Here is a 12,009-nt window from a genome sequence, read left to right as displayed (position 1 = left end):
TGCCGAAGCCGAAGGTCAATATTATGCTGCCGCGGACAACATCGATATGGCAGCGTGACTCACAACCCAACGCCTCCGGTAGACCCGGCGCGGTTCAGTCAGACCAGAGATTGCGACATTATTAATCTGGCCCGCAATACCCGTAATAGCGAACGCATTGCGACCTTCGACGGTCATAGCCGTATCGGACGTCGTAAAAATTCCGCTACCGTTTTGGGCGGATCCGCCGAAGGGCAGCGACGTTGTCGTGAAAGTGAAATTGAACTGAGCAGCGCTTGCTGGCGCTGCCGCGAACAAGGCGGCAACCGCAACATAACCCAAAGCTGTTTTCATGATATAGGCCCTCTCCAGATGATGGTGCCTGAACCCGCCCTGAGGTCGCGTCGTCACCGCTAACCAAGTACGCTGATGAAATTGAAAGGTTTCATTCGGTCCAAGAGAAAATTGCGCACGTCCAAGCTGAGACTCCGGCGGTATATGGACAGGCTGCTGAGAAACCAATAAGACGTTGTAAGCTACCTCCTAGGTCAGTAAGACCCATTTGTGGACGTTCACGCCGCCATTTGCGCTCCCCAACTGCCGCCATTCGTTTACCCGTCAACGACCGGTTTCAGGCAGGCCAACTGGACGCATTGACCTGCTGCCCATAAATCATGCCATTGGTAAGTTAGCTCGTGAGATGGAGACGAGCGATGCGGCGAAGCCGATTTACCGAGGATCAGATCATTGGGGTGCTGCGCGAGCATGAGGCTGGCGTGAAGACCGCCGATCTGTGCCGCAAGCACGGGATCAGCGATGCGACCTTTTACACCTGGAAGTCGAAGTACGGTGGCCTGACGGTGTCCGACGCGGCGCGGTTGCGGGCGCTCGAGGAGGAGAACCGCCGGCTGAAAAAACTGCTGGCGGAGTCGATGCTGGACGTGTCGGCGTTGAAGGATGTGCTGGGAAAAAACTGACCCGGTCTGCGGAGCGCTACGCTGCGGTGGAGAAGCTGATGGCCGATCACGGCTTCTCCGAGCGTCGCGCCTGCAGGCTGATCGGGGTCAATCGGTCGGCATGGCAATATGAGCCAATGCGCGGGCAGGATGATGCTGTGCGCGTGCGGATGCGCGAGATCGCGAATGAGCGACGCCGGTTCGGCTACCGGCGGCTGGCGATCCTGCTCGAGCGTGAGGGGAAAGGCATGAACCTGAAGAAGGTATATCGGCTGTATCGCGAGGAGCGGCTGACGGTGCGCAAGCGTGGCGGCCGCAAGCGCGCACTGGGCGCGCGGGCGCCGATGGCGATCCCGCAGGAACCCAACCAGCGCTGGTCGCTCGACTTTGTATCGGACTCGTTGGCCTGCGGCCGGCGGTTCCGCTTGCTCAACGTCATCGACGATTACAGCCGGGAATGCCTGGCGTGCATCGTCGACACCTCGTTGTCAGGCCGGCGGGTCGTTCGCGAGTTGAGCGCCATCGCCGAAAGTCGCGGGCTGCCGTGCATGGTGGTGAGCGACAATGGCACCGAGTTGACCAGTCACGCCGTTCTCGCCTGGTGTCAGGACACCGTGGTCGAGTGGCATTACATCGCGCCGGGCAAGCCGCAGCAGAACGGGTTTGTGGAATCGTTTAATGGTCGCTTGCGCGACGAGTGCCTGAACGAGCACCTGTTCCCATCGCTGGCTGCGGCGAGACGGATGATCGAGGCATGGCGGACGGACTACAACACCGTGCGTCCGCACAGCAGCCTTGGCGGGTTGGCACCCGCCGAGTTTACGAACCGCCCACGCCACGGGCATATGGACACCGAAGCTAAGTTATCAGCGGCCTGAAAACGGGGAGCAGGTCAACTCATGACCATACCTGGAATAGGAATTATCACAGCGACAGCATTAGCGGCGACCGTCGATGATCCACGGCGATTTCCGACATCGCGGCATTTCGCATTTTGGCTCGGCCTCGTACCTCGACAGCATTCTTCAGGCGGACGTTCACAATTGGGATCTATCACTCGACGTGGTGATCCTTACCTTCGGCGCCTACTTATCTCGGGCGCCCTACCCCTTATGACACGTGCAAAGAAGAATACTCACCCGGCGGATGGTAAGTGGAATTTGATGTTGAAACGTCGACACACACGGGTAGTGACCACAGCTATTGCTAACAAGAATGCAAGGATTGCATGGTCAATTTTAGTGAATCGGACCAATTACGCGGATCTACCACCATTGGGGAGAAAAACAGAGGTTGAGGTTGCCGTTTGAGTGCACTCACCGAATGAAGTTTGCGAACTTGGCCGCGCGTCGGCTGCGCTGACGTAGTGTTAAGTCCGCGAGCCGTGGGGATGATGGCCCCCGGGCGATTGCCCGCACAGGCCGGTAGGGAAACTGCGACCATTCGGCGCTGCAAGTGAACAGCAATTCAACGCGGAGGTCGGCCTCTTTCATACGAGGTCGGCCTCCGCAGCCGGTCCGCTAAACCTTTAGGCATGGACGGAGTTGGACCGGAAAGGGACTATAGCGGACTTCCCCAACGGTCGTTCGAGGCACGAGCAATAGCGAACGGACACGCGCACAAGCGGTCGCACGGCGAGCAAGATTTACGCTTTCCCAATCAGACTTCGGACGGGGCCGTACGGGTAGTAAGGCAGCAGATCCTGGCGGTCGGCCGCTCAAAACCACCAGCCTTGCCGCATAATCGGCCTTTCCAAGTTTGATATGTAGTTGCCGACCGCTCGACGACGTAAAGTTGCTATGGGTTGGCAGCGCCGACCCAGAAATGGACATCGGGGTGGCCCTGCCCGCTTCCCAAGCCTCGCCGTTCATTCACGATCGGATTCCGTCTTGGATTGCCCGTTTTCCGAGCGGCAGCTCTTCCTTCTCTTCGCCAGTGTCACCGCATCAGATGCGCTCCGCGCTCCAAAATACAGTCGATTGCAGGCAGCATAGCCTCGACTACAGCGGCGATCGCCTTGGCGTTCGGATGCACTCTGTCGGCCAGCACCATGTCACTATGACCCAGCACACCGGCGGGGAAGAACGGCCAAGTCGTTGCGCCGTGGAGCTTGGCCAGCGCTTCCAGAATACCTGCGTAAGGACCTGCCCTCTGCGCGAGCAACGGCGGCGGCGCCACGGTGGTGAGCAATACCGGGACGCCGCAGCGGCCGAACTCGACGAGGATCGCCCCAAGGTTCGCCCGCGTAGATGACGGCAGCACCTGCCGGAGCACGTCGTTGGGTCCAAGCTGGACGATGGCGAGGTCAGGACGGCCTTCTAGTCGCGACAGCACCCGGGGCAGCCGCGCAACGCATCCGCGGTGGCGTCGCCGCCGACGCCCGCGTTGATCACCCGTGCGCCCTGACATGCAGCGCTCAGGCGATGTTCCAGCTGAGCGGCGAAGCCGTCGGCGGTGGCTAGACCGTAGCCGGCGACGAGGCTGTCGCCGAATGCGGGGATGAGCGGGGGTGATGTGGTCATGGGATGATGCAAAGATAGGTGCTGTGAGTTCCATTTGTAGCGACGCCGCGTCGCGTTGGTGCCAGTGTCTCCGCCGTGCGTTCAGTCATCCCGCACGATGACCGACGACACCGCTGTCCAAGCCCGCCACCGCGAAATCGCGGTGGAACACGTCCTGCTCAAGCGAGTCGAATACGTCGAGGCGAAGCATCCCAGCCTGCTCGATCATGTCGAAAGCAGCCTCGATCGTCTCGGCGACCCGGCGAAGGATGACAGCAAAGACGACGAGGCCGAGCGCGAGATCGCCCGTAAGCTAATTGCCAGTGCACGACGTGAGGGGGCCGTCGGAGCATTCTGCGGCCCTCTGCATGCAAGCAGGCGACACCTCTTCACTGCGCGAAAAGCGATCCTTTCCCATGCGATCGCGCGAAACGCGCTCAGTCCGAAAAAGCCCAGCCGTCGATCCGTATAACACGGCTGAAGGGTTAATAGGCACAGCGCCGCCCGCGCTTCCGGATCAACGCCGGACCAGCTAGGCAAGCTCGATGATGAACCCTGTTGCATATCAGCGCACGCTTGTCGTCGTATTCGGCGCGGCGGTGCGGCCTGACGGAAGCGCGAGTCCCGCGCTCGCGCGACGCGTAGGCTATGCCGCTGCGGTCGCGGAAGGCGATCCCAGCGTCGACCTGTTCCTGTCGGGCGGGACGGGGAAGCATCCGCCATCCGAAGCCGCTGTGATGGCGGGCATGCTCGACGGAGTCGTATCGACCGAGCGGCTGATCCTGGATTCGGTCAGCCGCGATACGCTGCAGACGGTCCGCGCAGCGGCGGCTTATGCGCGGGCGCACGGCTATGGGGCGCTGCAGACCTGCACCGATGCCTATCATCAGCCGCGGGTGCGCATGCTGTTCGGGTTGATGGGGATGGCCAGCCGGCCGCTTGCGATGGTGGCGCGCGGGACGCGGCAGCTGCAGGTCAAGATGTGGCTGCGCGAATGCGCCGCGATCCCTTACGACGTCGTGGCGGGGCTCCACGCGATACGGCGCGACCGCGCGTGAGGATGCGCCATAGCCGGGAGGCCGGCTTGCGCGGACGCGACCGGTCCGATCTGGCGATCGCCTAGGCGCCATGCCCCGGTGTCGAGTTGGACGGATCGAAGCCACGGATACTACCCTCGAAAGCAGCAAGGCGAACCATCATATCAGCTGCGTGGGTGGACGCGTGAAACGAACAGCCGGGCTTTTAGAAGCCGCGGTGAGGATAGCACGAGAGCCAGAGCAAGTTAGCTGCGCATTATACGGGCGACCGCTCGGGCGACGCGCGGAGGGCACTACGTCATACCCAAGAGTGACGGCGGCACACAAACCGTCCCGGTGCATCCGATCTGCCACAGCACGATCCATGCCTTCTTTAAGAACCGAGAGTTGGCCACGTCCTACGCAACGATGGATGAACTACGGGAGCGCGACGACGTGCGTCGCTACCTGCATTGGATTGCTGATAAGCCACCGGACTTTCGCGCGCCAACACGAAAACGAAAGGCGCTTTGAGACCCAGCGGCGGACGTCCATGCCAACAATTTCGTTTCCCTAAACGGGTCATTCAGTCACGCAGATTGTCGCTTTCGTCAAGGCTTTCGGCCCGCCGCTAGGCATTGCTTGGATCGGTAGAAAGCAACAGCCGCTTTGCCCTTAGGATGAACGGAGACCTGCGGTCACGCGTTGGCCGAACATGACGCTTCCGCTTCCTTCCGATCGACCTCGCACGGGATGGCTCCCGCGCCGGCTTCTGATCACTCGGTCCGCACGGGAATGGGAGCACGGTCGCGTGATTATCGAGCGTGCCGCACACTTTGGCGTGCCTGTGATCGAGCTTCCGAACGATCGCGTCGTCTGGCAACCGCCGTCGGAACCCCACACTGCGTATGCCGATGCGAAGGCGACGCTCGCCGTCGTCGTGGCACCGCCGTCGAAGCTGAAGCTGGAACCGATCGCGCCGAGCGCCGACTGGCGCGTTGACCTTGCCGCGGGATGCCCGGCGCATTGCAGCTATTGCTATTTGGCAGGGTCGTTGAAGGGACCACCGATCACCCGGGCCTATGCGAACCTTGATGAGATCCTGGGCGTCTTGCCCCAATATATGGACGAAGGCACCGTCACCTCGCGATCAGCGGCGCGCGCCCATGAAGGCACCACGTTCGAGGCATCGTGCTATACTGATCCACTTGCACTCGAGCCGATGACCGGCTCGCTGTCGCGCATGATCGATTGGTTCGGCCGGTCCGATGCGGCGACGCAGTTGCGTTTCACTTCGAAATTCGCAGACGTCGAGCCGCTGCTGGCGCTCGATCACGGTGGCAAGACGCGGATGCGGGCCTCCATCAATCCCAAGCGCTATGCACGCTTCGAGGGCGGTACCGCGCCGGTCGCACAACGGCTCATCGCTCTGCGACGCATGTCCGACGCTGGATATCCGGTCGGTCTGACCATCGCGCCAATCATCGTGGCGGATGGCTGGGAAGACGCTTACGGCGCACTGCTCGCCGAGGCGGCGGCGTTGCTGCGGGATACGGCCGACCTAACGATCGAACTCATCACGCATCGCTTTACTCCCGGATCGAAGGCCGTCCTTGATGGCTGGTATCCAGGCTCGGCGCTCGACATGACCCAGAATGATCGCGTGACCAAGCGAACGAAGTTCGGGACCGAGAAACAGGTCTATGATACGGAGACGATGAAGCGCTTGCGAGGATGGTTCACCGCGGAAACCGCGCGGGTCCTGCCACTGGCCCGGGTGCTATACTGGACATGACGATCTTCTTCACCGCCGATACGCATTTTGGCGACCATCGCACGATCAACATCCAGCGCCGCCCCTTCGCGACCGTTGCGGAGATGGACGCGACCCTGATCGCCAATTGGAACGCGGTGGTCGGTCGCGATGACGAGGTTTGGCACTTGGGCGATGTCGCGCGTCGTTCCGGTGACGTGCAGGGTCTGCTCGAACGCCTCAACGGGCACAAGCACCTTATCCGAGGCAACAATGATCCTGAAGCGACCGTCGCCGCGCGCGGTTGGGCAAGTGCGGCAGACTATGCTGAGATCGATATCGATGGGCGAAAGCTCGTCTTGTGCCATTACCCGTTCCGATCCTGGAACGGCCAGCATCGCGGCGCGATCAACCTGCACGGCCATAGCCACGGTCGGCTAATATCGATGCTCCGACAGTATGACGTCGGCGTGGACCCGAACGGGTTCGCGCCGATCGAGCTTGCACACCTGGAAACCGGCTGACTGTCTTGTCGTAAATCCGTGCTTCGTGATCTTCATGCTCGTGGCGGAGAGGACCCAGAGTCGGTCACTCACGCAAGTTCTGCGATCCCCAACAACGGACGTTGGTTCATCGCCGCGGGTGAAGGTTTCCAAGGACGGCTGGCCCGTCGCCGCACAGCGACAAAGCAGGAACAGTAAGTCGTTCGGCTTGAGCGATATCCGCCCGAAGCGCTAAGTCACCGACAGCATCCGCCGATGGTGATGGCGCAAAGGCATGAGGCCATCTAAAATGAAGAGTTTGAGTGGCTTGCGCCTTCTCCCTCCCCTATAGATCGCAAGGGAGCACGGCGTACTAACATCTGGCGCGCCGCGATGGATCGAAATGCGTCGCATGGAAGCTGCACAACAGGAAATCCTCCGTCTGACCGTGGCTAACGAGCGGTTGCAGGCAGCACTGGACGGCTCGGGTATGGTCGGTCTGTGGGACTGGATGGTCGAAACAGACATGCTGCACGGCGATGCCAATTTTGCGCGGCTCTACGGACTGGACGTGGGGCGGGCGGCGCTGGGGCTTACCGAAGCGGAGTACCAGACGCACGTTTTTCCGGAGGATCTGGTCCCATTACGCACCAAGATCCGCGACGTCTTCGATAGAGGCGCCGACTTCTTGGTCAACTATCGTCTCGCGGTGCCTGGTGAGGTGGTGCGCTGGGTGGAATGCAAGGGCCAGATGATTGCAGACGAGAGCGGTCAGCCCGTCCGCTTCTCGGGTACCGCAATCGACATTACCGAACGGCGTAAGGCCGAGGAAGCGTTACAGCATCTCAACGCGGGCTTGGAGCAGCGGGTTCTGGAGCACTCTGATAAACTGGATTTCTTCTGGAGCGTATCACCTGACCTGCTGCTGATGATCGATTTCGACGGCATCTTCCGGCGTGTGAACCCGGCCTGGACAACCCTACTGGGCTATGAGCCCGAAGAACTTGTCGGGCACCATATCAACGAGTTCGTGCTTCCCGACCTCCACGATGCGATCGATGAGGCGCTAGAGGTCGTCGGAGGCGGTGATCAGGTGCGCGTCGTCAATCGCTACCGCCACAAGTACGGCGAGCCTAGATGGTTCTCTTGGGTGGCCGCCCCCAGCGGCAATCTTACCTACGCGACCGGCCGCGAAGTTACCGCGGAAGTAACAGCGCGAGAGACGTTACGCCGAACCGAGGAAGCACTGCGACAATCGCAGAAGGTCGAAGCAATTGGTCAGCTGACCGGTGGAGTTGCGCACGACTTTAACAATCTGCTGACCGTCATCCGAGGCTCGGTCGACCTACTCCGCCGACCAGACCTCCCCGAAGATAAGCGAGTGCGCTACATCGACGCGATCGCCAATACCGCAGAACGGGCTACCCGCCTGACTAGTCAGCTGCTGGCATTCGCACGGCGGTCGCCCCTCAAGGCGCAGATCTTCGATGCGATGGAGAACCTAGCAGCCCTGGCCTCGATCCTACCGACCCTGACGGGCCCAAGGATGGAAACCATCTATGATCTCGGTAAGGCGCCGCATTGGGTGATTACCGATCCCAGCCAGTTCGATACTGCGATCATCAACATGGCGGTCAACGCGCGTGATGCCATGACCCGAGAAGGTAAGCTGACGATCGGCATCAAGGCGGTCGACCGACTGCCTGCGATCCGAGGCCACCATCCGGTTGAGGGGCGGTATGTGGCAATATCAATCACCGATACCGGCAGTGGTATCGCCAAGGACAAGGTTGAGCATATCTTCGAACCCTTCTTTACAACCAAAGGCGTTGGCCACGGAACGGGCCTCGGTCTCAGTCAGGTGTTCGGATTTGCCAAGCAGAGCCAAGGTGATGTTGCTGTACAGAGCGAGCTAGGCCGCGGCACCACCTTCACGCTGTACCTGCCAGCGGCAGAACCGGAACCGCAACGGGATGATGCACCAATCGCAAAGAAGGCGCTTCATCAGGGAGCACAGGTCCTCGTCGTCGAGGACAATCGTGAGGTTGGCGAGTTTGCTACACAAGCGTTGACCGAGCTTGGCTATCGTTCGTTGTGGAAGGCCAATGCCGATGACGCACTCGCTACGTTGGCCGGAGCGCCGGACGCTTTTGACGTCGTGTTCTCCGACATAGTCATGCCAGGGCGTTCCGGGATCGAACTTGCGGCAGAGATATACCGCCTTTACCCAACGCTGCCAGTAGTCCTTGCCAGCGGTTATAGCGACATGATCGTTGAGCATGGGTCGGGCGGGCTGCCGCTCGTCCATAAACCGTATTCCATCGACGAGCTCGCCGCAGTCCTGCAGTTGGTGTCCAAAACATGAGTTGTCTCAATCGATAACGAGCAAGCTGGCTCAACCGTTGGCGATTTCCTATCATCGACGTTTTGACCCAATCATGGACGCTCAGCGCCCCTTCATGCGCTTCCCAACTTCGGACACTCATTCATCGGTTCGCGATCGCCCTGCAGCGGCGCTGAAATGGCGTATTTTGGGACGAAGCAGCCGTTCGGGCAACCGATCAGAAATGTCAGGTTTTCGGATGAACCGGCTGTTCGCGGGGCTTCCAAGATCTGCTTGGGAACGAGCCAGCCTACATGGTAGCAACTCCACGGGGCTTGGATCTCGCGCCAAAATTGCAGCCGCTGCTTCTCTGACGGAAAACCTCACCTGCGAGGTTGTTGCGCACTATCCCACCGACCGGGTATCTCGCACAATAGTGCGAACACAGAGCACGTGCGCCACCGCCCACGCCGCAATTCGCCAGAATTTGCGGTGTTCTGCGTCGCCTGTCACGTGTTTTGCGACAGTCCCCAGAGCAGCAGGTCGGGGCCGCTACATAAGGCGGGCACAGATATACGCTAACAGATTGTGCCCTTTTCGATGACGCGGAGACTTTGTGGCATGGAAAGGGTGTTTGACAGAATAATTTCAATATGTAAAAGGTGCTTTACAGGAGGCGTTCCCTATGTTTCGACCGAAACAGTATGTTCTCGAGCTCGGCGGGGCGTTCGTTCTGTACGCCATTTTTCTGGTCGGGGCCAATGCGGTCGAGCGCGCGATACAGCCGGTCGGTGACCTGAAGCTGGCTATCAACCTCGTTCCGATGACCGGAATGATCGCCGCGGCGTTGGCGATCCTGCGCGGGCTGTGGCGGATGGACGAGATGCAGCGCCGCATCCAGTTCGACGCCATCGCGATTTCCTTCCTCGGCACCGCCCTCATCACGTTCGGATGGGGTTTTGCGGAAGGGGCTGGATTGCCACACCTGCGAGCATTCGCCGTGTGGCCGATCATGGGGACGTTGTGGGGATTGGGCGTGGTCGTTGCTCAGCGCCGCTACCGGTGAACAACCGCATCAAGGAACTCCGCCTCACACGTGAGTGGAGCCAGGGCAATCTCGCCGAGGCGCTTTCGGTCTCGCGACAGACGGTAAATGCGATCGAGAACGGCCGGTACGACCCCAGTCTGCCGCTCGCCTTCACCATCGCGGCTGTGTTCGGCCTCAAAATCGAGGACGTTTTCCAACCGTAACCGGCACAACAGGGAGAAGAAACATGCGCACGCGAACTACGCTCGCGGCGATCGTGATCGCCTTGTCTTCGCGATCGGCATTGCTCGCGCAATCCGTCGCGCGACCAATCACCTCTGCCGCCCAGGAGCTTATATCGGCCGTGGTCGAGGGCAAGGGGCCGGATGTTATCCTGATCCCTGGACTGGCGTCCTCACGCGAGGTCTGGTCCGGTCTAGCGGACAAGTTGAAGCAGACGCACCGGCTTCATCTGGTTCAGATCGCAGGATTTGCCGGAACACCGGCAGTTGCCGATCCGGGGAACCGCGTGGCGGCTCCCTCGGCCGAAGTGATTGCTGCCTACATACGACGCGAACGTATCAAGGCACCGGTCATCATCGGCCATTCGCTGGGTGGCGAGGTCGCGTTGATGCTGGGGGCGCGTCATCCAGGGGAAATCGGCCGACTGCTGATCGTCGATGCTCTGCCTTTCTACAGTTTGCTGTTCAGCCCTACAGCGACCGTCGCAGCTGTGACGCCTCGGGCTGTTGCATTCCGGGATGCAATGATGGCTGCGCCGACCGATCAGGCCAATGCTATGCAGAGCGCCGCGATCGCTCGCCTGGTGAAGACCGAAATGGCGCGCCCGGCCGTGATTGCCGCAGGTGTTCGTTCGGACCGCAAGACCGTGGCCGATGCCACCTACGAGCTGATGACCACCGATCTTCGTTCCGAACTCAAGCGGATCACAGCGCCGGTCGAGGTCATCTATGCCTATGACAAGCTGTACGGTGTTCCACCGGCCAGCATCGATACCACGTTCCAGAACGCCTATGCTTCGACGCCGCAGGTCCGCTTCAAACGCATCGACGACAGCTTTCATTTCGTCATGCTGGACCAGCCCGATACTTTCGAGCGTGCCGTCATCGAGTTTGTCGAGCAGCGCCCACCAGTGGCGAGAAGACTTAATGAATGACGCAGAAGACAAGTGTGGTTCTCTTCTGCGCTGTCAGTAGTAAAGACCTTGGCGGCGCCACGTCCGCATCTTGGTCGGCTGCCGACCGACAGTTTCGCGGCTACGTCGGCTCCACGGCGGCCTGCTTTTCCACAACGAAATCGACCGAACCGAGTCGCGCAACCGTTCATACCAGTACGATTGAGGCGGGGATGCCTGCGACCGCGGAGGGGGCGACCCACACATCGAATGTCCCCGGCTCGGCGAAACGGCGGCCGTCGGGATGGACGAAGGTCAGATCCGAACGTCTAAGCGTGAAAGCGACTTGGACAGTTTGACCAGGATCGAGGTCGAGATGGCGTATGCCCTTGAGTGCGCGGATTGGCTGGGTAAGGCTTGCAACCTTGTCGTGAATGTACAGTTGCGCGACCTCGCGCATCGCTCGGCTCCCGGTATTGGTGACCATCGCCGAAACAATGATAGAGCTATTGTTTGCAAGAGTCGTCCGGTCAACGGTGGTGCGCGAGTAGCTGGCGGTTGAGTATCCCAGCCCGTAACCGAACGGATAAAGTGCCTCGTTTGTCACTTCCCTGTAGCGCGCTTTCCATGCCGGGTCCGCGCCGAGTTGTGGGCGACCTGTGCTGCGATGGTTGTAATAGAACGGCTCCTGTCCTGATTTCTGTGGGAAGCTAACTGGCAGGCGTCCCTGCGGCGCGACGGCGCCGAACACGATATCGGCCAGTGCATGGCCCGTCTCGGAGCCAAGGAACCAGGTGGCCAGAATGGCCGACGCCGCGCGAACCGCTCCGCTCAGCG

13 protein-coding genes are annotated in these 12,009 nt (G+C 60.6%); 9 read left to right on the top strand and 4 right to left on the bottom strand.

Going from position 1 to position 12,009, the window contains the following annotated elements; all coding sequences use genetic code 11:
- Positions 1-21: 21 nt before the first annotated feature.
- On the bottom strand, positions 22-333 hold the full coding sequence (locus L8K25_RS22145) for a hypothetical protein (protein WP_242141197.1): 312 nt from the start codon (positions 331-333) through the stop codon (positions 22-24).
- A 359-nt stretch (positions 334-692) separates the two neighbouring features.
- Between L8K25_RS22145 and L8K25_RS22140 the strand changes: the two genes are divergently transcribed.
- Positions 693-1,813 (top strand): IS3 family transposase gene (locus L8K25_RS22140; protein ID WP_242141196.1). Its coding sequence is split into 2 segments (ribosomal slippage): positions 693-942 and positions 942-1,813, totalling 1,122 coding nucleotides; the frame shifts between segments, so codons are not numbered across the junction.
- Between the two features lie 1,060 nt (positions 1,814-2,873).
- Here L8K25_RS22140 and L8K25_RS22135 read toward each other — a convergent pair.
- Positions 2,874-3,269, bottom strand: coding sequence for a GDSL-type esterase/lipase family protein (locus tag L8K25_RS22135; protein ID WP_242141195.1), 396 nt, complete (start codon positions 3,267-3,269; stop codon positions 2,874-2,876).
- Positions 3,254-3,457: a GDSL-type esterase/lipase family protein gene (locus L8K25_RS22130; RefSeq protein ID WP_242141194.1), complete on the bottom strand. Its 204-nt coding sequence runs from the start codon at positions 3,455-3,457 to the stop codon at positions 3,254-3,256. The genes L8K25_RS22135 and L8K25_RS22130 overlap by 16 nt, the downstream gene beginning before the upstream one ends.
- 97 nt (positions 3,458-3,554) lie before the next feature.
- Between L8K25_RS22130 and L8K25_RS22125 the strand changes: the two genes are divergently transcribed.
- From L8K25_RS22125 to L8K25_RS22090, 8 genes are all read left to right on the top strand, one after another.
- A complete protein-coding gene (locus L8K25_RS22125) occupies positions 3,555-3,908 on the top strand; it encodes a hypothetical protein (RefSeq protein ID WP_242141193.1) in 354 nt (117 codons plus the stop codon).
- A gap of 73 nt (positions 3,909-3,981) precedes the next feature.
- The gene (locus L8K25_RS22120; RefSeq protein ID WP_242141192.1) at positions 3,982-4,494 is read left to right on the top strand and encodes a YdcF family protein; all 513 of its coding nucleotides are present in this window, start codon (positions 3,982-3,984) and stop codon (positions 4,492-4,494) included.
- A gap of 769 nt (positions 4,495-5,263) precedes the next feature.
- Positions 5,264-6,247, top strand: a complete 984-nt coding sequence (locus tag L8K25_RS22115) for a spore photoproduct lyase family protein (protein ID WP_242141191.1) — start codon at positions 5,264-5,266, stop codon at positions 6,245-6,247.
- Positions 6,244-6,729, top strand: coding sequence for a metallophosphoesterase family protein (locus L8K25_RS22110; protein WP_242141190.1), 486 nt, complete (start codon positions 6,244-6,246; stop codon positions 6,727-6,729). Before L8K25_RS22115 ends, L8K25_RS22110 begins: the two co-directional genes overlap by 4 nt.
- A gap of 370 nt (positions 6,730-7,099) precedes the next feature.
- Entirely contained in the window at positions 7,100-9,052 is a 1,953-nt protein-coding gene (locus L8K25_RS22105; RefSeq protein WP_242141189.1) for a PAS domain-containing protein, read from the top strand.
- Between the two features lie 643 nt (positions 9,053-9,695).
- Complete coding sequence (locus tag L8K25_RS22100) at positions 9,696-10,076, top strand: hypothetical protein (protein WP_242141188.1); 381 nt, start codon at positions 9,696-9,698, stop codon at positions 10,074-10,076.
- Complete coding sequence (locus L8K25_RS22095; RefSeq protein ID WP_242141187.1) at positions 10,073-10,261, top strand: helix-turn-helix transcriptional regulator; 189 nt, start codon at positions 10,073-10,075, stop codon at positions 10,259-10,261. Before L8K25_RS22100 ends, L8K25_RS22095 begins: the two co-directional genes overlap by 4 nt.
- Positions 10,262-10,284: 23 nt before the next feature.
- Positions 10,285-11,214, top strand: a complete 930-nt coding sequence (locus tag L8K25_RS22090) for an alpha/beta hydrolase (protein ID WP_242141186.1) — start codon at positions 10,285-10,287, stop codon at positions 11,212-11,214.
- 166 nt (positions 11,215-11,380) lie between these two features.
- Here the strand turns inward: L8K25_RS22090 and L8K25_RS22085 are convergent.
- Positions 11,381-12,009 (bottom strand): glycoside hydrolase family 3 C-terminal domain-containing protein (locus L8K25_RS22085; protein ID WP_242141185.1); only part of this gene is annotated, 629 nt, incomplete at its 5' end.

Source organism: Sphingomonas sp. TREG-RG-20F-R18-01 (assembly GCF_022662475.1).
In the GTDB taxonomy this organism is placed as follows: Bacteria; Pseudomonadota; Alphaproteobacteria; order Sphingomonadales; family Sphingomonadaceae; genus Sphingomonas.
The sequence above is the reverse complement of the archived record's forward strand: the minus strand, read 5'-3'. Positions and strand labels throughout refer to the sequence as shown.

What these genes read in the sequence shown, in the direction of transcription:
- L8K25_RS22125 (WP_242141193.1), top strand. Translation starts at nt 3,555, where the DNA reads ATGACCGACGACACCGCTGTCCAAGCCCGCCACCGCGAAATCGCGGTG.
- L8K25_RS22130 (WP_242141194.1), bottom strand. Translation starts at nt 3,457, where the DNA reads ATGACCACATCACCCCCGCTCATCCCCGCATTCGGCGACAGCCTCGTC.
- L8K25_RS22090 (WP_242141186.1), top strand. Translation starts at nt 10,285, where the DNA reads ATGCGCACGCGAACTACGCTCGCGGCGATCGTGATCGCCTTGTCTTCG.
- L8K25_RS22120 (WP_242141192.1), top strand. Translation starts at nt 3,982, where the DNA reads ATGATGAACCCTGTTGCATATCAGCGCACGCTTGTCGTCGTATTCGGC.
- L8K25_RS22145 (WP_242141197.1), bottom strand. Translation starts at nt 333, where the DNA reads ATGAAAACAGCTTTGGGTTATGTTGCGGTTGCCGCCTTGTTCGCGGCA.
- L8K25_RS22100 (WP_242141188.1), top strand. Translation starts at nt 9,696, where the DNA reads ATGTTTCGACCGAAACAGTATGTTCTCGAGCTCGGCGGGGCGTTCGTT.
- L8K25_RS22105 (WP_242141189.1), top strand. Translation starts at nt 7,100, where the DNA reads ATGGAAGCTGCACAACAGGAAATCCTCCGTCTGACCGTGGCTAACGAG.
- L8K25_RS22110 (WP_242141190.1), top strand. Translation starts at nt 6,244, where the DNA reads ATGACGATCTTCTTCACCGCCGATACGCATTTTGGCGACCATCGCACG.